Origin of the sequence: Mesorhizobium sp. M1307 (assembly GCF_040318155.1) — a bacterium.
Classification (GTDB): Bacteria; Pseudomonadota; Alphaproteobacteria; order Rhizobiales; family Rhizobiaceae; genus Mesorhizobium.
In genome coordinates this window covers 96,567-118,537 of sequence record NZ_JAMYLR010000014.1, presented here as the reverse complement: position 1 = coordinate 118,537, position 21,971 = coordinate 96,567, and the positions used below count along the sequence as shown (strand labels likewise).

23 protein-coding genes are annotated in these 21,971 nt (G+C 63.3%); 15 read left to right on the top strand and 8 right to left on the bottom strand.

The window, feature by feature from the left end:
- Positions 1 to 28: 28 nt before the first annotated feature.
- Positions 29 to 478: an SgcJ/EcaC family oxidoreductase gene (locus NKH16_RS18065; RefSeq protein WP_352749241.1), complete on the top strand. Its 450-nt coding sequence runs from the start codon at positions 29 to 31 to the stop codon at positions 476 to 478.
- Positions 479 to 753: 275 nt separating this feature from the next.
- On the opposite strand, the gene NKH16_RS18060 is transcribed toward NKH16_RS18065, so the two are convergent.
- Entirely contained in the window at positions 754 to 1,116 is a 363-nt protein-coding gene (locus NKH16_RS18060) for a winged helix-turn-helix transcriptional regulator (RefSeq protein ID WP_352749240.1), read from the bottom strand.
- Between the two features lie 105 nt (positions 1,117 to 1,221).
- On the opposite strand from NKH16_RS18060, the gene NKH16_RS18055 reads away from it, so the two are divergent.
- On the top strand, positions 1,222 to 1,926 hold the full coding sequence (locus NKH16_RS18055) for a glutathione S-transferase family protein (protein ID WP_352750250.1): 705 nt from the start codon (positions 1,222 to 1,224) through the stop codon (positions 1,924 to 1,926).
- Positions 1,927 to 2,027: 101 nt separating this feature from the next.
- Here the strand turns inward: NKH16_RS18055 and NKH16_RS18050 are convergent, their stop codons facing one another.
- The gene (locus tag NKH16_RS18050; RefSeq protein ID WP_352749236.1) at positions 2,028 to 2,399 is read right to left on the bottom strand and encodes a winged helix-turn-helix transcriptional regulator; all 372 of its coding nucleotides are present in this window, start codon (positions 2,397 to 2,399) and stop codon (positions 2,028 to 2,030) included.
- 110 nt (positions 2,400 to 2,509) lie between these two features.
- On the opposite strand from NKH16_RS18050, the gene NKH16_RS18045 reads away from it, so the two are divergent.
- Positions 2,510 to 3,259, top strand: a complete 750-nt coding sequence (locus NKH16_RS18045) for an SDR family oxidoreductase (RefSeq protein WP_352900856.1) — start codon at positions 2,510 to 2,512, stop codon at positions 3,257 to 3,259.
- Positions 3,260 to 3,392: 133 nt separating this feature from the next.
- On the top strand, positions 3,393 to 4,217 hold the full coding sequence (locus tag NKH16_RS18040) for a DUF2189 domain-containing protein (protein WP_352569767.1): 825 nt from the start codon (positions 3,393 to 3,395) through the stop codon (positions 4,215 to 4,217).
- A 6-nt stretch (positions 4,218 to 4,223) separates the two neighbouring features.
- On the opposite strand, the gene NKH16_RS18035 is transcribed toward NKH16_RS18040, so the two are convergent.
- Both NKH16_RS18035 and NKH16_RS18030 read right to left on the bottom strand, forming a co-directional pair.
- On the bottom strand, positions 4,224 to 4,856 hold the full coding sequence (locus NKH16_RS18035) for a LysE family translocator (RefSeq protein ID WP_352900831.1): 633 nt from the start codon (positions 4,854 to 4,856) through the stop codon (positions 4,224 to 4,226).
- A 268-nt stretch (positions 4,857 to 5,124) separates the two neighbouring features.
- On the bottom strand, positions 5,125 to 5,484 hold the full coding sequence (locus NKH16_RS18030; RefSeq protein ID WP_352453474.1) for a pilus assembly protein TadG-related protein: 360 nt from the start codon (positions 5,482 to 5,484) through the stop codon (positions 5,125 to 5,127).
- A 333-nt stretch (positions 5,485 to 5,817) separates the two neighbouring features.
- Between NKH16_RS18030 and NKH16_RS18025 the strand changes: the two genes are divergently transcribed.
- On the top strand, positions 5,818 to 6,678 hold the full coding sequence (locus NKH16_RS18025; RefSeq protein ID WP_352900828.1) for a TIGR01459 family HAD-type hydrolase: 861 nt from the start codon (positions 5,818 to 5,820) through the stop codon (positions 6,676 to 6,678).
- Between the two features lie 9 nt (positions 6,679 to 6,687).
- A complete protein-coding gene (locus tag NKH16_RS18020) occupies positions 6,688 to 7,671 on the top strand; it encodes a bifunctional riboflavin kinase/FAD synthetase (protein ID WP_352900825.1) in 984 nt (327 codons plus the stop codon).
- A gap of 78 nt (positions 7,672 to 7,749) precedes the next feature.
- Here the strand turns inward: NKH16_RS18020 and NKH16_RS18015 are convergent, their stop codons facing one another.
- Positions 7,750 to 8,304 (bottom strand): HdeD family acid-resistance protein, encoded by a 555-nt coding sequence (locus tag NKH16_RS18015; RefSeq protein ID WP_352453471.1) that lies wholly within the window; start codon positions 8,302 to 8,304, stop codon positions 7,750 to 7,752.
- A 342-nt stretch (positions 8,305 to 8,646) separates the two neighbouring features.
- On the opposite strand from NKH16_RS18015, the gene NKH16_RS18010 reads away from it, so the two are divergent.
- Both NKH16_RS18010 and NKH16_RS18005 read left to right on the top strand, forming a co-directional pair.
- Positions 8,647 to 9,552 carry an alpha/beta hydrolase gene (locus tag NKH16_RS18010; RefSeq protein ID WP_352823423.1) on the top strand — a complete coding sequence of 302 codons (906 nt, stop codon included), beginning with the start codon at positions 8,647 to 8,649 and terminating at the stop codon, positions 9,550 to 9,552.
- Between the two features lie 198 nt (positions 9,553 to 9,750).
- Positions 9,751 to 10,554, top strand: a complete 804-nt coding sequence (locus tag NKH16_RS18005) for a MipA/OmpV family protein (protein ID WP_352749225.1) — start codon at positions 9,751 to 9,753, stop codon at positions 10,552 to 10,554.
- Between the two features lie 35 nt (positions 10,555 to 10,589).
- On the opposite strand, the gene NKH16_RS18000 is transcribed toward NKH16_RS18005, so the two are convergent.
- Positions 10,590 to 10,805 (bottom strand): antitoxin Xre/MbcA/ParS toxin-binding domain-containing protein, encoded by a 216-nt coding sequence (locus NKH16_RS18000; protein WP_352749222.1) that lies wholly within the window; start codon positions 10,803 to 10,805, stop codon positions 10,590 to 10,592.
- Positions 10,806 to 10,875: 70 nt separating this feature from the next.
- Positions 10,876 to 11,061 (bottom strand): hypothetical protein, encoded by a 186-nt coding sequence (locus NKH16_RS17995; protein ID WP_352749219.1) that lies wholly within the window; start codon positions 11,059 to 11,061, stop codon positions 10,876 to 10,878.
- Between the two features lie 42 nt (positions 11,062 to 11,103).
- On the opposite strand from NKH16_RS17995, the gene ileS reads away from it, so the two are divergent.
- Together ileS and NKH16_RS17985 are read left to right on the top strand one after the other, a co-directional pair.
- The gene (gene ileS, locus NKH16_RS17990; RefSeq protein ID WP_352749216.1) at positions 11,104 to 14,094 is read left to right on the top strand and encodes an isoleucine--tRNA ligase; all 2,991 of its coding nucleotides are present in this window, start codon (positions 11,104 to 11,106) and stop codon (positions 14,092 to 14,094) included.
- Positions 14,095 to 14,289: 195 nt separating this feature from the next.
- A complete protein-coding gene (locus NKH16_RS17985) occupies positions 14,290 to 14,970 on the top strand; it encodes a hypothetical protein (protein WP_352458053.1) in 681 nt (226 codons plus the stop codon).
- Positions 14,971 to 15,055: 85 nt separating this feature from the next.
- Here the strand turns inward: NKH16_RS17985 and NKH16_RS17980 are convergent, their stop codons facing one another.
- Positions 15,056 to 15,508: a nucleoside deaminase gene (locus NKH16_RS17980; RefSeq protein WP_352479909.1), complete on the bottom strand. Its 453-nt coding sequence runs from the start codon at positions 15,506 to 15,508 to the stop codon at positions 15,056 to 15,058.
- A gap of 76 nt (positions 15,509 to 15,584) precedes the next feature.
- Here NKH16_RS17980 and NKH16_RS17975 point away from each other — a divergent pair, with 76 nt between their 5' ends.
- The 5 genes from NKH16_RS17975 to NKH16_RS17955 all read left to right on the top strand — a co-directional run bounded on the left by NKH16_RS17975 (position 15,585) and on the right by NKH16_RS17955 (position 21,898).
- Positions 15,585 to 17,486 carry a pseudouridine synthase gene (locus NKH16_RS17975; RefSeq protein WP_352453463.1) on the top strand — a complete coding sequence of 634 codons (1,902 nt, stop codon included), beginning with the start codon at positions 15,585 to 15,587 and terminating at the stop codon, positions 17,484 to 17,486.
- Positions 17,467 to 18,021, top strand: coding sequence for a 16S rRNA (guanine(966)-N(2))-methyltransferase RsmD (gene rsmD / locus NKH16_RS17970; protein WP_352749213.1), 555 nt, complete (start codon positions 17,467 to 17,469; stop codon positions 18,019 to 18,021). The genes NKH16_RS17975 and rsmD overlap by 20 nt, the downstream gene beginning before the upstream one ends.
- 97 nt (positions 18,022 to 18,118) lie before the next feature.
- Positions 18,119 to 19,483, top strand: a complete 1,365-nt coding sequence (locus NKH16_RS17965) for a M16 family metallopeptidase (protein WP_352749210.1) — start codon at positions 18,119 to 18,121, stop codon at positions 19,481 to 19,483.
- 190 nt (positions 19,484 to 19,673) lie between these two features.
- Positions 19,674 to 21,032 carry a M16 family metallopeptidase gene (locus NKH16_RS17960; protein ID WP_352749245.1) on the top strand — a complete coding sequence of 453 codons (1,359 nt, stop codon included), beginning with the start codon at positions 19,674 to 19,676 and terminating at the stop codon, positions 21,030 to 21,032.
- Positions 21,029 to 21,898 (top strand): patatin-like phospholipase family protein, encoded by an 870-nt coding sequence (locus NKH16_RS17955; RefSeq protein WP_352749208.1) that lies wholly within the window; start codon positions 21,029 to 21,031, stop codon positions 21,896 to 21,898. Before NKH16_RS17960 ends, NKH16_RS17955 begins: the two co-directional genes overlap by 4 nt.
- Positions 21,899 to 21,971 lie beyond the last annotated feature (73 nt).

Genomic DNA, 21,971 nt, shown 5'->3' with positions numbered 1-21,971 from the left:
CAACAGAACTATATGACAGGAGATCAGCATGGCTACGGGCAACGTCCGAACTGAAGGGGTGGAAAGTGTCGCGCACAGGCTGATCGAAGCTTGGAATCGTCACGATGCTCGCGCCTTTGCCGCCGTATTCGCGGCAGATGCCGAGTTTACAAACGTCTTCGGTATGCAGGCGACTGGACGTGACAAGATCGAGCAGTTCCATGCCCCAATTTTTGAGAAGATGTTCAAGCACAGCCATCTATCCGCCGAAAGCGTGCGGAACAAGCTTGTTCGCCCTGATGTTGCCACGCTCGACCTGCGGTGGTCCATGACTGGCGCGCTCGATCCGATGGGAAACGAATGGCCGCGTCGGCGCGGATTAATCAGCTTAGTGGCGACGCGGGATCATGATGAATGGTTGATTGCAACGATGCACAATATGGAACTTGGGGACGATCAAATGGCAAAGTCTCAGGAGAAACTTCAAGAGGATAAGTAGGCTCTTCATTCACGTCAGAATCGAAAGCGACAGCCATCCAGCATAGTCAAGCCGATCTGATCGGGCAATGAGATCGAACGGCGGGTCAGGTGATCGGGATTGGCGAGCTATGCTACAGGAGTTGGTGCTGGATGGCCCGTGCGTTGTCCGGTTTGGCCGGCCACAATGGCGCGCCTCATAGCCGGTCGCCTTGGTCTTGCGGGATCTAATGTATGAACGGCTTGGAGCGCTGGCTCTCGCCGGCAGTTCTTGGCGGCGCGGTGATCGCCGGTCGGCTATTCCGCCGCCACGAGTTTGGTTTCCGGCGATATAGCCCGGCTGGCCCGATCGTCCTCGGTCTCTTCCCACCAATCGCCCAGGGCGTCGATGAGCGGCACAAGCTTGAGACCGGGCTCCGTCAGGTCGTAATCCACGTGTAGCGGATAGCCGGCATGCGCTGTTCGCCGCACGATCCCGGCTTCCTCCAGCTTGCGTAGTTCGAGCGCCAGGATGCGGTGCGACACTGTCGGATTGTCACGCCTCAGGTCGCTGAAGCGCTTGGTACCGTCCTTGAGATAATAGAGCAGCAAGGTGGGCCAGCGACCGCTGAGCACACGCATGGTCTCCTCGATCGGGCAGCGTGAGACGACATCTTTCATGGCGGGACCTGGTTACAGAATAGTGCGTAATTTACATGGGGCGACCAGCGTTTAGGGTCAAGTTTCGCTGCGCAGCGTGACCCCTAACATGGAAGAGAGAAAGAAATGGAACCTATTCTCCTTTACGGCTTCCCGCTGGGAAGTTCGATGGGGCTTGTCGCTGCTTTTGAACGCCTCGGACAGCCCTACCGCCTGTGTCGTGTCGACATGCTCGCTGAGATGAAGAACGACGCCTATGCCAGTATCAACGGCCGCCAGGAAACGCCGGTGTTGATCACCGACGAAGGCAGGGTGCTCACCGAGACCATGGCGATTGCCGCCTGGCTCGAAGCCCGCGATACGCAACGCCGTATCAGCTTTGAGCCTCGCTCGCCGGAGGCCGACCGGATGCACCAGCTAATGGCTTTCGTGAACACCGGTTTCACCGCCGCCTTCACCCCGCTCTGGGCCGCATATGAAATGGAATCGGCGGAACCGGTGCTGCTGGCGACCTTGCGTGATTTCGGCCGCAAGGTCGTTACCAACCGCCATGACCAGCTCGAGGCGATGATCCTCGACACGGATTTCCTGGTCGGCGGCCGGCTGACGCTTGCCGATACCACGCTGATCGGCGTGGCGCGCTGGGCGGAGTTCCACCAGGCGGTCGACGGCGCCGCTTATCCCAAACTGGCGGCGCTCCGCCGCCGCATCGAAACCGATCCGGCCGTGCGATACGCACAGGCCATCGAGGGTGGCGAAAAGCCGGCGGGTTCGGGTGCCTGTCTTGGCCATGTCCCGCTGGCCGAAGTGATCGATCGTTTCGCTGCCTAGCTTTTGTCACGCATCTCAGCCGCGCGGCGCCAAAGTGTGGTGCCGCGCGGTGACCGCCCGTGGCTTTGGCCGGGCAGGGCAAACAATCTGTGCCCGATTAGTCAGGTGATCAGGTGGGATGCGTTGACACGCATCCAGTCGGCCAGCGAATCCAGCGTGCCACGCAAGGTTCTACCCAGCGGCGTTACCTCATACTCCACGCGCGGCGGCATCTCGGCATAGACCCTCCGATAGACCAGACCGCGATGTTCGAACAGGCGCAGCTGCCGCGTGAGCTCCTTTTGCGTAATCGGTGCGACGGCCCTCTGGAGCTCGCCGAAGCGGATCGGACAACCGGTGACGATCAGGCGATAAAGAATGGGAATGGCCCATTTTCCCGAAACCAGATTGACGAAATCGATCATCGGGCAACGATCGGTCGTGCCATTTCCGCCTTCGACTGGCGTTACCTCGATGGCTTTTGCCTGCGCCATGAAATTATTTCCTTTAGTACCCATTCGGTGCCTACTATACAAAGCATACTATCGTGTCGACAATGCCATTCTCATCGTCTTTGGGAAGGCAAATCATGGGTCGCCAAATCATGGGTCGCTTGAAAGGCAAATATGCCCTCATTACCGGGGCAACCAGTGGCATCGGTCTCGAAACCGCGCGCCAGTTCCTGGCCGAGGGTGCGACGGTGGCAATCACTGGCAGGAGCCCGTCCGGGCTGGAAGCTGCGCAGCGCGAGCTGGGCGGATTGGCGCAGGTGATCAGGAATGATGCCGGCAACCTCGCCGATCAGCGTGCGCTTGCCGCCGAACTCGCGCAGTGCTGGCCTCGGCTCGACATACTGAACATCAACGCCGGTGATGTGATGCATCAGCCCCTGCAGGATTGGGACGAGGTGGTCTATGACCGTCTGATGCAGACCAATCTCAAGGGGCCGTTCTTTTTGATCCAAGCCCTGTTGCCGATGTTCTCCAACCCGTCATCGATCATCCTGTGCGGTTCGGTCAGTGCCCATATCGGCCTGCCCCAGAGTAGCGCCTACGCCGCCAGCAAGGCTGGCCTCCTGTCGTTGGCGCGCACCCTCTCGGGTGAGATGATCGAGCGCGGTATTCGCGTCAATGGCCTCAGCCCCGGGCCGACCGAGACGCCGGCCTTGGGCAAGCTGGGTCTGCCCGAAGCGGACGAGAAGGCGCTTGGCGATCAGATACGCGCGCTAGTGCCGATCGGCCGGATGGGCAAACCTTGGGAACTCGCCAAGGCGGCGGTGTTTCTAGCATCGGATGAGTCGAGCTTCGTCGTTGGCACGGAACTGCTCGTCGATGGTGGCGTCGGAAATCTATAACCGGGATTTACCATCGTGACCATCGACTTGGCGACAATCACCCCTAAATCGACTACCATAGTGCTTATACGAGAAGTGGCAGCTACGGGCGGCCATCCTGGCGGCGGCCGCCCCGACCCACGGGAGAAAGGTTATGGCCGGCTTTCATGTCATGGCGGACGCACGTGGAATGCATGTACAGCCCACGGTGCGCCGCATCAGCACCGAGGATCTGCTCGATGCGCTCCGTCTCGGCGTAGAGGATTTCTGGGCCAAGCCGTCGCACTACGTGTTCCTGTGCCTGATCTATCCGGTGGTCGGCCTGATCCTGACGCAGTGGACGTCGGGCTCGAACGCCATCCAACTCATCTATCCGCTGATGTCCGGCTTCGCTTTGGTCGGTCCGTTCGCCGCTATCGGCCTTTACGAAATCAGCCGCCGGCGCGAGTTCGGCATGGATACATCCTGGTGGCATGCGCTCGACGTGCGCCACTCGCCGGCGCTGCCCGCGATTGCAGTCATCGGTATCATGCTGGTGGTACTGTTCCTGCTCTGGCTGTTCACTGCGCAATCGATCTACACCAGCCTGTACGGCAATCAGCCTCCGGCCTCTATCGTCGGCTTTATTCGCGAGGTGCTGACGACCAGCAAGGGCTGGACGCTGATCCTGCTCGGCAACCTGGCCGGGTTCGCCTTCGCCGCGATCGTGCTGGCGACGACTGTCGTCGCCTTTCCGCTGCTGCTCGACCGCGATGTCGGCGCGGTCTCGGCAGTCGAGACGTCGGCAAGGGCAGTTATGACAAACCCGCTGCAGATGGCGCTGTGGGGCCTGATGGTCGCCGTGCTCCTGGTCATCGGCTCGATCCCGCTATTTGCCGGGCTTGCCGTCGTCATGCCCATCCTTGGCCACGCGACCTGGCATCTCTACCGCAGGGTGGTCGAACCGGAGCGGGCACAGCAGGTCAGGCGGCCGATGTAGGACCGATCAGCGTTGCGCGTCGGTTGCCATCTTGACGGCCAGCGCGGTCAGCACCGTGCCCATCATCCAGCGCTGGATCACCAGCCATAGCGGCCGCCCGGCGAGGAAGATGGCGATCGAGCCGGCCGTCATCGCGATGATGGCGTTGACGGTCAGGCTGATCGCGACCTGCGTGGCACCGAGCACCAGAAGCTGCGACAGCACGTGGCCCTTGCCGGGGCTGATGAATTGCGGCAGCAGCGACAGATAGAGCACTGCCACCTTTGGGTTGAGCAGGTTGGTCATCAGGCCCATGGCGAACAGCTTGCGCGGTCTGTCTTTCGGCAGTTCGCGGATCTGGAAGGGCGAGCGCCCGCCGGGCTTCACCGCTTGCCAGGCGAGCCACAGCAAATAGAGCGCGCCGGCAAGGCGCAGCACATCATAGGCGAAGGGCACGGCGAGCAGCAGCGCGGTGATGCCGAACGCCGCCGACAGCACGTAGAACAAAAAACCGAGCGCCACGCCGCCCAGCGAGATCAGCCCGGCCTTCGGCCCTTGCGACAGCGAGCGCGAGATCAGATAGATCATGTTCGGGCCGGGCGTCAGCACCATGCCGAGGCAGACCAGCGCAAAGGCAAGGTGGTTGGCGGGTTCAGGCAAGAGCGCATCTCCGGATGAGGACACTCACCACATGCTTCCATCACCCGCAAGGGCATGAGGGCAGGAGCCTTTGCGCCAGTGCGCCGGGGCCCCTGCCTTAGTCGCCAATCCCATCGCCTTCAGCCGACGATGCGCAGGTTCGACAATTCGTTGGCGATTTCCTTGAAATTGTCCGACAGCGTCGCGCCCGTCGCATTCCAGAACAGCTTGGCCGGCTTGCTCGGGTCCGCCGCATCCTTGCGGAAGCGCGAATCCGACGAACACGCCTTCAGCGCATCGATTGCCTTCTTGTCGCCGTGAGGCCGGCGCAGAGCTTCAAGGTGCCGCCGCCGGCATTGTTGTTGGGCAGCGTGACGGTCAGCGCTGTGTTCGCCGGGTCGATACGTGCGAGATTGGTTTCGAAAAATGTCTTGGCGTAGGCCTTGACGTCGTCGTCGCTGGCGCCGGCAACGATCTGCTGGGCGGCGGCGAGGCCGGCCGCATCAAGGGCATTCAGCGTTTCGTGCTTCTGGCGCAACAACTCCCCGTAATCGACGCTGAGCGCCAACCCGCCCATCAGCGGTACAATGGTGATTGCGGTCATTAAGGAGTAATTGCCACGTCTGTCGCGTCGGAAATTTCCGATCATTGCCTTCAGCATTCCCGCCCGCCCCGTTTTTTTTTCCGGACGATGCCACGCATTTTTAAATTTCCGATTGCTAAAATACGTTCAAGGTCGGCACGGTTTTTCAATGCCCGTTAACCACACGTCCGCAATCGGCAATGCTGCTCCGCGGCAAAGCCCGATAAGGCTCTGAAAAAGAAGGCTTTCGCCATCACGTCCTCGCCGGCGTCCCCGGGCGGCAATCTTGCGGGCACAACGAAAGCTGGTGACAGAGCGAAGCGCTTCGGTTAATCCGGGCCGGCCGCTACGGACCGTCGGTCGCGGCGCTTGCAAGCATCATGGTACAGGGACAACGGCATGGCGGATTCGCCCGACATCATCGGTTCGCTCGCAGACCTGTCGGGAGCCTATTCAGCCATCCTGTGCGACGTCTGGGGCGTGGTGCACAATGGCGAATGGCATTTCCCGGCGGCGGCTGCCGCGCTGATCGCTGCTCGCGCGGCGAAAATACCTGTCGTGCTGATCACCAATTCGCCGCGTCGCAGCGCCGACGTGGTGGCACAGATGAGCGCCATCGGCGTTCCGCCCGCCGCCTACGACCGTGTCGTGACGTCCGGCGACGTTACCCGCGACCTGATCGCCGAAGGGCCGCGAAAGATCTTCCATATAGGCGCCGATCGGGATTTCACGCTCTATGAGGGCCTCGACATCGAACTCGTCGAGGAGTTCGAAGCATCCGGCGTGGTCTGCACTGGCCTGTTCGACGACGAAGTGGAGAAGCCGGAGGATTATGCCGATCTTCTGCAGAGGCTGCGTGCCAGGAACCTGCCCTTCATTTGCGCCAATCCCGACATCGTCGTCGAGCGCGGCGAACGCATGATCTGGTGCGCAGGCGCTTTGGCCCGCGAATACGCACAGCTTGGCGGACGCACGCTGATCGCCGGCAAACCCTACGCGCCGGTCTATGACGTCGCCATGAAGGAGATCGCCGTCATTCTCGGCCGCCCGGTCGAGCGTTCGCAAGTTCTGGCCATCGGCGACGGCATGATGACCGACATCAAGGGCGCGGCCGACAATGGCTTCGACGTGCTCTACGTATCGGGCGGTATCCATGCCCGCGATTACGGTGAGACGCTGCAGCCGGATCCGGCCAGGCTCGCGGCCTTCCTGGAAAAATATGGCTACAGGCCGGTCGCGGTGATTCCCAGGCTGCAATAGGTTCAAGCCATGACGGCCATATTCGAACGCATTTCCGCAACCGCACCGCTGCCGGCCCATCTGCGCGGCGGCGTGGTGGCTATCGGCAATTTCGACGGCGTCCACCGCGGCCACCAGGCGGTGCTCGAACGCGCGCGCGCCGAAGCGGAGCGTCGCGGCGTACCCGCCCTGGTGCTGACCTTCGTACCGCATCCGCGAAAGGTGTTTAGGCCGGACATGCCGTTGTTCGTGCTGACGCCGCCGCCGATGAAGGCGCGGCTGTTGTCGCATCTGGGCCTTGCGGCGCTGGTCGAGCAGCCGTTCACACGCGAGTTCGCCTCCTTGTCGGCGGAGGCTTTCGTCACCGGCGTGCTCGAGCGCAACCTCGGCATAAGCCACGCCGTCACCGGCTTCGATTTCCATTTCGGCAAGGACCGCCAGGGCGGTCCGGCCTATCTGATGGCTGCCGGCGAGCGCCACGGCTTCGGCGTCACGCTGGTGGATGCGTTTCGCGACGAAAGCGCCGAGGTGGTGTCGTCGAGCCGCATACGCACGCTGCTGTGCGAGGGCAATGTGGCCGAGGCCGCCGGTTTGCTCGGCTACCGTTTCACCGTCGAGGCGGAGGTGATCGGCGGCCAGCAGCTCGGCCGGACACTCGGCTTTCCCACCGCAAACATGAGGCTTTCGCCGGAAGCCACCCTCAAGGAAGGGATTTATGCCGTCCGCTTCCGCCGCGCCGACGGTTCGCTTCATGATGGCGTCGCCAGCTTCGGCCGCCGGCCGACGGTCGACGACAATGGCGCGCCATTGCTGGAGACCTTCGTCTTCGACTTTTCCGGCGACCTCTACGGCGAGATTTGTGCCGTGTCCTTCTTCGGCTACCTGCGCTCGGAGGTGAGGTTCGACGGGCTTGACGCGCTGGTCGCCCAGATGAAGCGTGACGAGGCCGAGGCGAAGGCACTGCTCGCCGGCGTCAGGCCGCTTTCCGGGCTGGACGCGGCCATAGCTTTTTAGAGCATGGTCCCGAACCGAAGGTCAGCGAAGCAAAAAGTGGGAACCGGTTTTCCGATTAAGATCATGCTCAACCAGAATTTATCTCTTCAGCGCCAAGCCAAGGGCGATGAAGCTCCAGCCCTGGAAGATCAGGTCGACGGCCAGGAACAGGCCCAGCACCCACACGCTGTTGACCGGCCAGCCCATGGCGATGACCAGTCCCGCCAGTGCGCTGATGATGCCGGCCGCGACCACCCAGCCCCAGCCCGGCTGCGGCCGGTGGCTGTAGCCTACCCAGGCCCTGAGCACGCCTGAGGCAAGCAGCGCGACCGCCAGGAGGAAGGTCAGCACCGTCGAGGCGAGGACCGGATTGTCGAAGGCGAAGAAGCCGGCGACGGCGTAGAGGAGGCCGCTGAGCAGCCAATAGAAGAAACGGCCCCATGTCTTCACGCCGAAGGCATGGATGATTTCGACAATGCCGGCCATCAGCATCAGCCAGCCCACGACAAAGACCGAGGCGACGGTTGCGATGAACAGATTGCCGAAGGCGATGCCGCCGAAGACAAGCAGCAGCACCCCGAGCGCGACGAACCATCCCCATTTCGCCCGCGTCTGGCCAATGGCGTCTTTCATGGCATCGCTGTGCACGGTCATTGCCCTTCTCCCTCAAGGTTGCCTAGCTTCTTTGTTCCGGACGGTAGCGCCGATCGCCTTGCCCGTCCAGCGAGCAGGCTGTGAGCGCCACACTCCCGAGCGATCCGCTAGACCTCCGTTTTTGACCCGAAGCGGCCAAATACCAGATGGAATAATTCGATCATGGGGGGGTGAGCCAGTGCTAAAAGATAACAAGCGGGTTTACGGGCGACCCGTCGTCCCGTGTATTCGCCGCGGCGCAAGTGTAACGAAAATTCCCAGTGCTGGCATTGGCCCTTTATACGATGACGTGTGCTGCTGCTATATGCCGTTTTCTACGCTTGATGAGGCTAGGGAAGCAAAATGAGCGATGCGGACGAACACCTCGATCTGACGGAGATCAACGCCGTCCGCAGGTTGTTGACCTCAAAGCCTCGAACGGTCCGCTGGGACGAACGCCGGGCACGGCTCGACGAAGTCGGTTCGGTGTGGCCAGTCGCGGAGGACATCCGATGCGAGCATGTGGTTTTCGATGGCCTCGAGGGAGAGTGGTCGCTGGCGCCTGAGAGCGACAGGGACAAGATTCTGCTGTTTTTCCACGGTGGTGGCTACTGCTCCGGCTCTCTTAAAAGTCATCGTCGAATGGTGACCGAGGCAGGTCGGGGAATGGGAATGCGCACCCTCGCGATCGACTATCGCCGCGCACCGGAACATCCTTTCCCTGCGCAACATGAAGACGCACTCACCGCATGGCGCTTTCTGAGGCGGCAAGGCATCGCGCCGGACCGCATCGTGATTGGCGGAGACAGTGCGGGCGGCAACCTTACCATGTGCCTGGTCAGTATATTGCGTGCGGCAGGCGAGCCGTTGCCGCGATGTCTTTGGCTGGTTTCGCCCTGGACGGACCTTTCGATGTCCGGCGCGACACTATCAACCAAGGACGCAATCGACCCTATCATCCACCGGGCGTATTTGGAGGAACTGGCAACGGCCTATGTTCCCAATGGCGTTGGTCGGCGCGATCCGCTGATCTCGCCTTTGTTCGCCGATCTGAGCGGATTTCCCCCAATGCTGATACAAGCCGGTTCGGCCGAGACGCTGATGTCTGACGCAACTCGGCTCGCCGAAGCCGCCGGCGCGGCGGACGTCAAAGTACGTCTCGAAATTTGGCCGCATATGATTCACGCTTGGCCGGTTTGGAATGCGGGGTTGAGCGCCGGTCGCCGCGCTCTTCACGACGCAGGCATGTTTGTCCGCGAATGTTTGTAACCCCTGCCGAGGCAACTGCTATCGTATTCCAAACACTTGATCTGGAATCTTGGTGCGCCAAACAATCGACTGCAACGCGGAACAGGCCGGCCAACGCTGCCGATGTTGCGGATATTAAGTCAAATTTTACCGAACTGGCGCCATGGCTTCAGTCAAGGCTGGTTGTATCGGCCAATGCGTTCGACGTATGGAGTAACGATGCGGTCTGTCCCGACGATCTTGGCCGCATTCATGCTCGGCACCTGCGGCGTTGCCAAGGCCGGCGAGGGCACCTTCGGCTGGCTGTCCGGAGACTGGTACCTGACGGTCGGCGCCACCGGCATGGTTGCTCCGAATTTCGAGGGCGGCAAGAAGTACCTGCTCAGTGCCTCGCCGATCATCTCGCTCGGCAAGGCTGGTCCCGCGGCGCGCTTCACCTCGCGCAACGACAATATTTCATTGGCATTGATCGACGATGGCGGCGTCCGCGCCGGCCTGACAGGCAAGTTCCTGTTTTCCCGCGACGGTGGTGACGCCGACGAATTGAAGGGTCTCGACCCGGTGCGCTGGGGCGGCGAGGCTGGCGGCTTCTTCGAATTCTATCCTTTGGATTGGCTGCGTGCCCGCGCCGAATTGCGGCACGGCATTCGCGCCCATAACGGTTTTGTCGCCGACATCGCCGCCGACGCCTTTTACGATGTGACGCCCGACGTCAGGATTTCGGCCGGACCGCGCGTTTCGTTCGCCTCATCGGACTATTTCGACGCCTATTACGGCGTTGATGCCAAGGAGTCCCTGGCCTCGGGACTTAGCGAATATCATCCCGGCGGCGGGGTGAAGTCGGCGGGCCTGGGCGGCGCGGTGACCTGGAAGGTGACCGAGCCGATGACGGCCAGTCTGTTCGGCGAATATTCCCGCCTGATAGGCCCGGCCGCCGATTCCAGCCTGGTCAAGGAGCGCGGCTCCAGGGATCAGTTCATGATCGGCGTGTCTACGACCTATCGCTTCGATTTCTCGATGTGATGTCGCAGGTTACATACTGCGCGCAGCCGCATGGCTCAGGCGACTATGCCGTAGGCGATGCGGTTGGGTTCCTCTTCCACAAGCATCGCACCTGTTTCGGATTGTAGGAGATTGATGGGCGCCTCGTTGAGCACCCGACTTCGCTTGCGCAGCCAGCGCTGCGCCCTTTCATAGTTGCCGAAAACACGATCCGCCATCGTTGAAATACGAAGTCGCAGGGCGCGTTCGGACTCAGTAATCGTCAGAGTCACATTTCGTTCTTTCCGGCGCGCTAACTGTGAAATGTAAACCGCAGTTGGTACATGCTCTTAGGAGGAAGCATCAGAGTTCGGGCTTTTCAATAGGGCCGGCCTCGTTTAAAAGCCCGGTCATGACGCACTTTATCAGCGCATTCGCGACTGCGATACGAATTACAGGCCCGGTGTTCCGGGCGGTCTGACCGCCGCCGGAGCCGCCGGGAATCTTGCGCGCGGCCTCTCGCGCTTTTTCCAGATCATGATAGTTCAACGCCCGGGCTCTTTTGCCGCCGGCAACGCATATGGCAGACGAATGACTGATACTGAGACCGCCGAGACGATCGATTATTCCAAAACGCTCTACCTGCCGCAGACGGATTTCCCGATGCGCGCCGGGTTGCCGGAAAAGGAACCGCTGCTGGTCAAGCGCTGGCAGGACATGGACCTTTACCGCAAGTTGCGCGAAGACGCAGTCGGCCGCGAAAAATACGTGCTGCACGACGGCCCGCCCTACGCCAATGGCAACATCCATATCGGCCACGCACTGAACAAGATCCTCAAGGACGTCATCACCCGCTCGTTCCAGATGCGCGGCTATGACTCGAACTATGTACCAGGCTGGGATTGCCACGGCCTGCCGATCGAATGGAAGATCGAGGAGCAGTACCGCGCCAAGGGCAAGAACAAGGACGAGGTGCCGGTCAACGAGTTCCGGCAGGAATGCCGTGAGTTTGCGGCGCACTGGATCAAGGTGCAGGGTTCCGAATTCCAGCGGCTCGGCGTCGTCGGCGACTTCGACAATCCCTATACGACGATGGCTTTCCATGCCGAGGCGCGCATCGCCGGCGAGCTGCTGAAATTCGCCATGTCCGGCCAGCTCTATCGCGGCTCCAAGCCGGTGATGTGGAGTGTGGTCGAGCGCACCGCGCTGGCCGAGGCGGAGGTCGAATACCAGGACTATGAGTCGGACACGATCTGGGCGAAGTTTCCGGTCGTCAGCCTCGCTCGCCAGGTCATCAACATCAAGGATGGGCAGCCAGCCCTTGATCCCAAGCTGACGCAGACGTCGCTCGATCTGCTTGATGCCAACGTCGTCATCTGGACGACGACGCCGTGGACGATCCCCGGCAACCGCGCCGTCAACTACTCGCCGCGCATCAACTATGGTCTCTACGAGGTTACGGCGGCCGAGAACGCCTTTGGTCCTCAGCCCGGCGAAAAGCTGATCTTTGCCGAGAAGCTTGCGGACGACGCTGCCGCGAAGGCCAAGGTCACTCTGAATCGGCTTCGCAGCGTTGGCGCCGAAGAGATTGAAAACCTTACGCTTTCGCATCCCCTCAAAGCTCTGGGTGGCGGCTACGATTTCCCCGTGCCGATGCTCGCCGGCGATCACGTCACCGACGATGCCGGCACCGGTTTCGTCCACACCGCGCCGGGACATGGCCGCGAAGACTTCGACGCCTGGATGGATGCTGCCTCTGATCTTCGCCAGCGTGGCATCGACACCGCGATCCCCTTCACCGTCGACGATGCCGGCTTCTTCACCAAGGACGCGCCGGGCTTCGGCCAGGACCGCGAGGGTGGAGCGGCGCGCGTCATCGACGACAATGGCAAGAAGGGCAACGCCAACCAGGCTGTCATCGACGAGCTGATCAAGCGCAACGCGCTGTTCGCGCGCGGCCGCCTGAAGCACTCCTATCCGCATTCCTGGCGCTCGAAGAAGCCGATCATCTTCCGCAACACGCCGCAATGGTTCGTCTATATGGACAAGGAGCTTGGCGACGGCACGACGCTGCGCAGCCGCGCCCTGAAAGCCATCGACGATACCCGCTTCGTGCCCGCCGCCGGCCAGAACCGCATCCGCGCCATGATCGAGGAGCGCCCCGACTGGGTGCTGTCGCGCCAGCGCGCCTGGGGCGTGCCGATCGCCGTCTTTGCCGATGCCGACGGCAATGTGCTGCGCGACGAGGCAGTCAACCGGCGCATCATGGACGCCTTCGAGAAAGAAGGCGCCGACGCCTGGTTCGCCGCCGGCGCCAAGGAGCGGTTCCTCGGCAATCCCGATGCCTCGAAATGGCAGCAGGTTATGGACATCCTCGATGTCTGGTTCGATTCAGGCTCGACGCATGCCTTCACGCTTGAGGACCGGCCCGACCTGAAATGGCCGGCCGACGTCTATCTCGAAGGCTCCGATCAGCATCGCGGCTGGTTCCACTCCTCGCTGCTCGAAAGCTGCGGCACCAGGGGCAGGGCGCCCTACGACACCGTCGTCACCCATGGCTTCACCATGGATGAGGAGGGGCGGAAAATGTCGAAGTCGCTCGGCAACACCGTCGTGCCGCAGGACGTCATCAGGCAGTCCGGCGCCGACATCTTGCGGCTGTGGGTGGTGACGACCGATTATTGGGAGGACCAGCGGCTCGGCAAGAACGTGCTGCAGACCAATATCGACGCCTACCGCAAGCTGCGCAACACCATCCGCTGGATGCTGGGCACGCTCGCCCACGACGATGGCGAGGAGGTGCCGCTGGATAGGATGCCTGAACTGGAGCGGCTGATGCTGCACCGGCTCGCTGAACTCGATGAGGTCGTACGCTCGGGCTACGACGCGTTCGAATTCAAGCGCATCACCCGCGCGCTGCTCGACTTCATGGTGGTAGAGCTGTCGGCCTTCTATTTCGACATCCGCAAAGACGCGCTTTACTGCGAAGCGCCTTCCAGCGTGAAGCGCAAGGCTTCCGTGCAGGTGGTGCGCCATCTCTTCGACTGCCTGGTGAAATGGCTGGCGCCGATGCTGCCCTTCACCATGGAAGAGGCTTGGCTCGACCGTCATCCGGATGCGGTCTCCGTGCATCTCGACCAGTTCCCGGAAATCCCGGCGGACTGGAGGAACGAAGCGCTGGCGGAGAAGTGGCGCAAGGTTCGGCAGGTTCGCCGTGTCGTCACCGGGGCGCTGGAAATTGCCCGCGCGCAGAAGGTCATCGGCTCTTCGCTGGAAGCGGTGCCGGTCGTTACCCTCGACGATGCCGTGCTCGAAGCGGCGATCGCCGATGTCGATATGGCCGAGATGGCGATCACCAGCGATCTGGTAATCGTGCACGGCAAGGCGTCGGCGGGCAGCTTTACCCTCGACGACGTCAAGGGCGTCGCCGTGGTCGTCGAGAAGGCGGAGGACCGTGGCCTGGTGAAGTGCGCGCGCTCCTGGCGCTACACCGCCGATGTCGGCTCAGATCCGGAATTCCCGGATGTTTCGGCCCGTGACGCCGCTGTTCTGCATGAGCTGAAGGCTTTGAGCCGTCTTTAAGGCGGTGCACAAATGCCACGGCGGGCGGCCGATCGGCCCCCGCGCGTTGCCCTTAACGAGTGGTTGAGGTAAACACGTGAAACTCCGGACGACAAATTGTCGCCGGAATTCCGTCGGAAGAGCATAGGCGATGGGGACCGGACCTTTCTTTGGCCGGCGGCAATCGAGAGGCTGTCTACAGTGGGACTTTTTGGCATGACCGAGAGAACTTACGCGCGCGTTGCGCTGCTGGCGCCGCTTGTCGTATCGGGCCTCGCTTTGTCCGGCTGCATGGGCTCGCCCACTTACGGGACAGACAAGACCGCGGGCGCGCAGCTTGCCGGCGACCTCACCGGGGCTTTTTCCTTCGCACCCAAGCGCAAGGATAGTATCGACTACAAGCCGCGCCCCACGCTGGTGAAGCCAGGGCCGGGGCAGAAGGAAGTCTTGCCGCCGCCGCAGGAAAGCATCGAGACGGCAAGCGCCGAATGGCCCGAATCGCCGGAGCAGCGCCGTGCCCGCCTGCGCGCCGATGCCACTCTGCATCAGGACGACCCGGCCTACCAGGCGCAGGTCATCGATGACGTGCAGACGGATCCGGCGTCGGTCAAGGCCGCGCTGAAGCAGTCGGGCTCGAGCCACCCGCCAGCCTGGACTCCGGCCGATTCGGACAAGAGCCGCGCCGCGGAAATCATGCGCCGCCGGGCTGAAGGCAAACAGGGCGACCCGACCACCCGCAGATATCTGAGCGAGCCGCCGGTGCAATACCGCGCTGCCGCCGCCACCGCGCCGCAGGGTGACCTCGGCGAGGACGAGTACAAGAAGGAACGCCGCCTCAAGAGGGAGGCGGCCGCCAAGAGTAAGAGCGGCGGCATGTTCGACTGGCTGCCCTGGTAGGCTGACGGCGCCAGAGACGTTCTTGCCCTGGATTGGCTGGCTGGATTGGCTGACTTGGATTTGGACCGTCTGCCGGACCAGAAAATCAGGGTCCGCGTCGCTCGCGAAAAAAGTCCTTCAGCAATGCTGCTGCTGCGTTCTCGGCCATGCCCGGATAGATGTCGGGCACATGGTGGCAGGTCGGTGACGTGAAGAAGCGAACTCCGTTGACCACTGCGCCGCCCTTCTCGTCGGCAGCGCCGAAATAAAGCCGGCGCAGCCTGGCGAAGGAGATGGCGCCGGCACACATGGCGCACGGCTCCAGCGTCACATAGAGATCGTGGCCGCTGAGCCGCTCGCTGGAAAGCTTGCGGCAGGCCTCGCGGATCGCCAGCATCTCGGCATGGGCGGTCGGATCGGCGAACTCGCGGGTGCGGTTGCCGGCACTCGCAACGACCGTATCGCCGCCGACGACGACCGCGCCAACCGGCACTTCGCCACGCTGGGCGGCGGCTTCGGCTTCTTTCAGCGCCAGCGCCATGAAATCCTGCCGCTTCACGCGGTTCCCATTCCGATTATCTCCTCGCCACTAGAGCGCGATCCTGTTACTACCCGCGCAAACGAGCAAAGGCCACATGGACGACAAAAACAAGAAATTCCCGCGCAAGGCCGGCCCGAAGCCGGCGGGGCCGCGTGGTCGCGATGGCGCTCCCGACAAGGGCGGCAAGCCGCCCTTCGGCGCCAAAAAACCTTACGCTCCGCGCGGCGACCGGCCGGCGGCGGCCGAAGGCGAACGGCCGAAGCGCGACTTCAAAGGCGGCGACAGGCCGTTCAGCAAAGGGCCGCGTCCGGAAGGCAAGCCTTATGAACAGCGCGAGGGTCCACGCAAGCCTTATGCGCCGCGCGGCGACCGGCCGTCAGCTGCCGAAGGCGAGCGGCCGAAGCGCGACTTCAAAGGCGGCGACAGGCCGTTCAGCAAAGGGCCGCGTCCGGAGGGCACGCCTTATGAAAAGCGCGAAGGTCCGCGCAAGCCTTACGCACCGCGCGGCGACCGGCCAGCAGCTGCCGAAAGCGAGCGCGGCGAGAGGCGTTTCGACCGTCCCAAGCGTGATTTTGGCGATCGTCCGCAAGGGGCACAAAGGGCACAGGCGGCATCGGAAGGCGGCTTCAAGCCGCGCCCGCGTCGCGTCGAGGCAACGGAAGAAGCCGGCGAACGCATTGCCAAGCGGCTGGCGCGTGCCGGCCTGGCCTCGCGCCGCGACGCCGAGGAACTGATTGCGGCCGGCCGCGTCAAGGTCAATGGCAAGGTGTTGTCCTCGCCGGCCTTCAACGTCATGCCCGGCGACATCATCCATCTCGACGGCATGGAGATCCCGCCGATCGAGCGCACCAGGCTGTTCCTGTTCCACAAGCCGGCCGGCGTGGTCACGACAAACCGCGATCCCGAAGGCCGCAAGACCGTCTTCGACGTGCTGCCGCCTGGGCTGCCGCGGCTGATGACCATCGGCCGGCTCGACATCAACACCGAAGGCCTGCTGCTGCTCACCAATGATGGCGGCCTGTCGCGCGTGCTCGAACTGCCGGCGACCGGCTGGCTGCGACGCTACCGCGTGCGCGTCCACGGCAAGGTCGAGGAAAGCGCGCTTGCCGGCCTGCGCGAAGGCATTGCCGTCGACGGTGTCTTTTACGGCGCCATCGAAGCGACGCTCGACCGCGAGCAGGGCTCGAACGCCTGGCTGACACTCGGCCTGCGCGAAGGCAAGAACCGCGAGGTCAGGAACATCCTGGGCGCGCTCGGTCTCGACGTGACGCGGCTGATCCGTATTTCCTACGGGCCGTTCCAGCTCGACGATTTACCGGAAGGCCATGTACTGGAGATCAAGGGCCGCGTGCTGCGCGACCAACTCGGCGAGCGTCTGGTCGAAGAATCCGGCGCCAATTTCGACGCCGATATCGCCAAGCCGTTTTCCAACAAGCCGGTCAGGCGTGAGCGCGAGGAGGAGCCCGAGCGGCCGAAATTCACCCGCGACGGCGAACGCCGGCCGATCGGCGAGGGCGGCCTGATCAAGAACCGCAAGCGGCGCGAGGGCAGCCGCGACGAAGCGCTCGGCAAGCTGTCGACAAGCCCTGACAGGAGCTTTGGGCCAAAAAAGAGCTTTGGCGAGCGTGGCCCCAGACCTGAACGCAGCGACTTCGGGGACAAACCCCGTGGCGACAAGCCTCGTGGCGGCTTCGGTGGGAAAAAATCCGAACGCGAGCAGCGGCCGATCGAGCCGCCGGGCCAGCGCAAGGCCAATGTCTGGATGGCGCCAGGCGCACGGCCGATCGGCAAGGGCAGGGCGGAGGCAGACGCCGCCAAGGCGGCAGAAATCAAGGCGCGCAAGGCATCGTTCAAGCCGTCTTACGGCAAGCCCGGCGGCAAGCCGCAAGGCGGCGGTGCAAAGCCGTTCGGCAAACCGCGCGGCGAGCGCCCGGATGGCGGTGGCGACCGGCCGCGCGGCGGCCCGAAAGGAAGCAATGCGGATCGTCGGCGGTGAGTTTCGCGGGCGTCCGCTGGCGACGCCCCGCACCTTTGCCATCCGCCCGACCACCGACCGCACGCGTGAGGCGGTCTTCAACGTGCTGGCGCATCGCTTTCCCGAAAGACTGGACGGCGCGCGCGTGCTCGACCTGTTCGCCGGCACCGGCGCGCTCGGCCTCGAAGCGCTGTCGCGCGGCGCCTCCTACGCTGTCTTCATCGAGGAATCCGCCGAAGGGCGCGGCCTGATCCGCACCAATGTCGAGGCCTTCGGCCTCACCGGCTGCACCAAGATTTTCCGCCGCGACGCGACGGGCTTGGGCGAGGCGGGCACCATCGCCGCATTCGGCCTGGTCTTCGCCGATCCGCCCTATGGCAAAGGCCTTGGCGAACGCGCGTTGCGCTCGGCCAAGGCCGGTGGCTGGCTCGCCCCCGGCGCGCTCTGCGTCGTCGAGGAAGCGGCGGCGGCGCCGTTCGAGGCAGGGCCGGGCTTTTCGGTTGTCGACGAGCGCAACTATGGCGAGACGGTCATCCGGTTCATCGAGGCCGCCTGAGTTCGGCTTCCACGATGGCGCCTTCAAAATGACGAACAATTCGTTTTGCCTCGACCAGCAACCCCGCCTATCGTCCCACTACAAACCGGAGCCATCTATGACATTTCAGGCTGAATGGCTGCGCGGAACGCTCTTGGGACTGGCTCTGGTGATGGCCGCGCCGGCTCTGGCGGATAACAATCCTGACGATGGCGTCGTGACCGATTTCCTGCTCGACAACGGCATGGAGGTCGTCGTCATCCCCGATCACCGCGCCCCCATCGTCACCCATATGGTCTGGTACAAGATCGGCAGCGCCGACGAGCCGCCGGGCAAGTCCGGCATTGCCCATTTCTTCGAGCATCTGATGTTCAAGGCGACCACCAACCATGCGGCGGGCGAGCTCGACCGTGCCGTCGCCGCCATCGGCGGCTCGGACAACGCCTTCACCTCCTACGACTACACCGCCTTTCACGAGACGGTGGTGCCGCAGGCGCTCGGTGAGATGATGGGCTTCGAGGCCGACCGCATGCGCAATCTCATCCTCAACGACGACGTCATCAAAACCGAGCGCGACGTCATCCTCGAGGAGCGCCGCTCGCGCATCGATAGCAATCCGCAGGCAGTGCTCGACGAGGAGATCGACGCCACGCTGTGGCAGAACCAGCCATATCGCATTCCGGTCATCGGCTGGATGCAGGAGATGGAGAAGCTGAACCGCACCGACGCGATGGCCTTCTACAACAAATACTATACACCCAATAACGCCGTGCTGGTGGTGGCCGGCGATGTCGAACCGGAAACGGTCAAGGCGCTGGCCGAAAAGACCTATGGCAAGATCGCGCGCGGCCCGGACCTGCCGCCGCGCATCCGACCCGTCGAGCCCGAGCAGAACACCAGGCGCACGGTGACGCTGACCGACGGGCGCGTCAGCGTGCCGAGCTTTACCACGCAATGGGTGGTTCCGTCCTATCACACGGCAAAGCCCGGCGAAGGCGAAGCGCTCGACGTGCTGTCCGAAATCCTCGGCGGCGGCAACCGCAGCCGGCTCTACCAGGAGCTTGTCGTCAGGCAAGGCATCGCCGCCGAGGCCGGCGCCTTCTTCCAGGGCACCATGCTCGACGACACCAATTTCACCGTCTACGGCGCGCCGCGCGGCGATGCCAAGCTTGCCGACATCGAGGCCGCGGTCGACGCCGAGATCGCCCGCATCGCGAAAGACGGCGTCACCAGCGACGAGCTGGAAAAATCCAAGGACCGTTTCGTACGCTCGATGATCTTTGCCCGCGACAAGCAGGAAGACATGGCCAACATCTACGGCTCGACGCTCGCCACAGGCGGTAACGTCCAGGACGTCCAGCAATGGCCGGACCGCATCCGCAAGGTCACCGCCGACCAGGTCAAGGAAGTCGCTGCCCGCTATCTCAATCTCGACCACGCAACGACCGGTTATTTGCTTCCCGAAACCCAGGCTGGGAATTGATTTGATGATGAGCTTGAGAGTTGGCGCTGCCCCTCACCTGCCTGCCGGCATCCTCTCCCCGTATAGGGACGGGGAGAGGGGCGCCGTCATCGACGGTTTCGCCAATCTTCAGCGTTTGCAGAGCGAGCGCCGGGATAGCGGCCAGCCCCTTCTCCCCGTCACTATACGGGGAGAAGTGCCCGGCAGGGCGATGAGGGGCGGCGCCGACCTTGGCAATTGGCACGCCGGCGCTCTTCTAGCAACCCTGTTCCTCTCCCTTCTCTTTCTCCTCCTGCCGGCGCTTTCCGCTCGCGCCGCCGTGAACATCCAGAAGGTGACCTCGTCGAAGGGCATCACCGCCTGGCTGGTGGAGGACTATTCGGTGCCGATCGTCGCCATCCGCTTCGTCTTCGATGGCGGCGCGACGCAGGATCCGCCCGGCAAGGAAGGGCTTGCCAATCTGATGAGCGGCCTGTTCGACGAAGGTGCCGGCAAACTCGACAGCGAGGCCTTCCAGATCAAGCTTGACGATGTGGGCGCCGAGATGAGCTTCGATGCGCAGCGCGACGGCATCTACGGCTCGATGCGCATGCTGGCCGAGCAGCGCGACGGCGCCTTCGACCTGTTGCGGGTGGCGGTCAACCAGCCGCGCTTCGACCAGGTGCCGATCGACCGCATCCGCTCGCAAATCCTGTCCGGCATCATCGCCAACGAGCGCGATCCCGATACGCTCGCCCAACGCAAATGGCTGGACGCGATCTACGGCAGGCATCCCTATGCGCGGCCCGACCAGGGCACCAGGCAAAGCATCGCGACGATTACGCCGTCCGATCTCAGCGCCTTCCACAAGGCGAATTTCGGCCGCGACGGCTTGCATATCGCGGTGGTCGGCGCCATCGACGCCGAGACGCTGAAGCAGAAGCTCGACCTGGTGTTCGGCAGCCTGCCGGAAAAGCAGGCGCTTACGCCCGTTCCCGACATCGACCTGAAGCTCGGCCAGCAGCTCGAGGTCGTTTACGACCAGCCGCAGGCCTCGCTGCAACTCGCCTATCCCGGCGTGAAGCGGAATGCGCCGGATTTCTTCGCCGCGGTGCTGATGAACGAGATCCTCGGCGGCGGCACCTTCACCTCGCGGCTGTTCGACGAGGTGCGCGAGAAGCGCGGCCTGGCCTACAGCGTCAGCTCCGACCTCGTCGACCACCAGCATTCCGAGGCGCTGTCCATCACCACCTCGACCCGCGCCGACAGGGCGGCCGAGACGCTGGCCGTGGTGCGCGACGTGGTCAAGCGCATGGCCGAGGAGGGGCCGACCGAAGCCGAGCTGGCGGCGACCAAGAAATACATGATCGGTGCCTATGCCATCAACAATCTGAATTCCTCGGGCGCGATCGCCTCAACGCTGCTCGAGATCCAGCTCGGCAAGCTCGGCATCGACTACATGCAGCGCCGCGCCGCCCTGATAAACGCGGTGACGCTGGACCAGGTGAAAGAGGTGGCGAAAAAGCTGCTCTCCGCCGAGCCGGCCGTCATGGTGGTCGGGCCGAAGCTCGGCGCGGCCAACAAGGGATGAGCCCTAGCTTCGGCATCGCCTTTGGCGGCGGCGGGGCGCGTGGGCTGGCGCATATCCATGTCATCGAGGTGCTGGACGAGCTGGGCATCAGGCCGGCGGCAATCGCCGGCTCGTCGATCGGCGCCATCATGGGCGCCGGCATGGCCTCGGGCATGACCGGCAAGGACATCCACGACTATACGCGCTCGATCCTCGGCCGCCGCGCCGAAGTGGCGACGCGCATGTGGCGGGCGCGGCCCGGCACTTTTGCCGAAGCGTTGCAGGGCGGCTTGCGGGTCAGCCAGTTCAATGTCGAGCGCATCCTCAAGGCGTTCCTGCCCGACGCCATTCCCGAAACCTTCGCCGAATTGAAGATACCGCTGAAGGTGACGGCAACGGACTTTTATGGCCACAAGCTCGCCGTGTTCGACGAAGGCGAGCTGCATTCGGCGCTGGCCGCTTCGGCGGCGATCCCGGCGGTGTTCCGTCCGGTGATGCGCGACGGCAGGCTGCTGATCGACGGCGGCATCTACAATCCCGTGCCGTTCGACCTGATCGAGCTCGACGCCGACATCATCATCGCCGTCGACGTGGTCGGCGCGCCGACCGAGGCGGGCCGCAAATTCCCGACCTCCGTCGACCTGATGTTCGGCGCCACGCAGCTGATGATGCAGTCGATCATCGCCAGCAAGCTGAACCAGAGCCGGCCCGACATTCTGATCCGGCCGGCCGTCTCGAAATACCGGGTGCTCGATTTCATGAAGGTCGAGGCGCTGATGGCCGAGACGGTGGCGATCAAGGACGAGCTGAAGCGCGAGATCGAGAAGGCGGTCGAGGCCCGCGCCAAGGCCGAAGCCAGCAAGCGCACGAACCGTCTCGGCGGATGACCGTAATCAAGCGTCCGGCGTCAACGCTCGCTGGACCATGAGCGTATCCTTCGTAAGTGGCGCGGATCAGCTC

Bases quoted from the DNA above. Each gene is read 5' to 3' on its own strand.
- NKH16_RS18060 (WP_352749240.1), bottom strand. From the start codon at position 1,116: ATGAAAGATGTCGTCTCACGCTGCCCGATCGAGGAGACCATGCGTGTG.
- NKH16_RS18050 (WP_352749236.1), bottom strand. From the start codon at position 2,399: ATGGCGCAGGCAAAAGCCATCGAGGTAACGCCAGTCGAAGGCGGAAAT.
- NKH16_RS17985 (WP_352458053.1), top strand. From the start codon at position 14,290: ATGACCGAGAGAACTTACGCGCGCGTTGCGCTGCTGGCGCCGCTTGTC.
- NKH16_RS18030 (WP_352453474.1), bottom strand. From the start codon at position 5,484: ATGATCGGAAATTTCCGACGCGACAGACGTGGCAATTACTCCTTAATG.
- NKH16_RS17955 (WP_352749208.1), top strand. From the start codon at position 21,029: ATGAGCCCTAGCTTCGGCATCGCCTTTGGCGGCGGCGGGGCGCGTGGG.
- NKH16_RS18040 (WP_352569767.1), top strand. From the start codon at position 3,393: ATGGCCGGCTTTCATGTCATGGCGGACGCACGTGGAATGCATGTACAG.
- NKH16_RS18065 (WP_352749241.1), top strand. From the start codon at position 29: ATGGCTACGGGCAACGTCCGAACTGAAGGGGTGGAAAGTGTCGCGCAC.
- NKH16_RS17965 (WP_352749210.1), top strand. From the start codon at position 18,119: ATGACATTTCAGGCTGAATGGCTGCGCGGAACGCTCTTGGGACTGGCT.
- NKH16_RS18010 (WP_352823423.1), top strand. From the start codon at position 8,647: ATGAGCGATGCGGACGAACACCTCGATCTGACGGAGATCAACGCCGTC.
- NKH16_RS17960 (WP_352749245.1), top strand. From the start codon at position 19,674: ATGAGGGGCGGCGCCGACCTTGGCAATTGGCACGCCGGCGCTCTTCTA.
- NKH16_RS18045 (WP_352900856.1), top strand. From the start codon at position 2,510: ATGGGTCGCTTGAAAGGCAAATATGCCCTCATTACCGGGGCAACCAGT.
- rsmD (WP_352749213.1), top strand. From the start codon at position 17,467: ATGCGGATCGTCGGCGGTGAGTTTCGCGGGCGTCCGCTGGCGACGCCC.
- NKH16_RS18025 (WP_352900828.1), top strand. From the start codon at position 5,818: ATGGCGGATTCGCCCGACATCATCGGTTCGCTCGCAGACCTGTCGGGA.
- NKH16_RS18005 (WP_352749225.1), top strand. From the start codon at position 9,751: ATGCGGTCTGTCCCGACGATCTTGGCCGCATTCATGCTCGGCACCTGC.
- NKH16_RS18015 (WP_352453471.1), bottom strand. From the start codon at position 8,304: ATGACCGTGCACAGCGATGCCATGAAAGACGCCATTGGCCAGACGCGG.
- ileS (WP_352749216.1), top strand. From the start codon at position 11,104: ATGACTGATACTGAGACCGCCGAGACGATCGATTATTCCAAAACGCTC.
- NKH16_RS18020 (WP_352900825.1), top strand. From the start codon at position 6,688: ATGACGGCCATATTCGAACGCATTTCCGCAACCGCACCGCTGCCGGCC.
- NKH16_RS17975 (WP_352453463.1), top strand. From the start codon at position 15,585: ATGGACGACAAAAACAAGAAATTCCCGCGCAAGGCCGGCCCGAAGCCG.
- NKH16_RS18055 (WP_352750250.1), top strand. From the start codon at position 1,222: ATGGAACCTATTCTCCTTTACGGCTTCCCGCTGGGAAGTTCGATGGGG.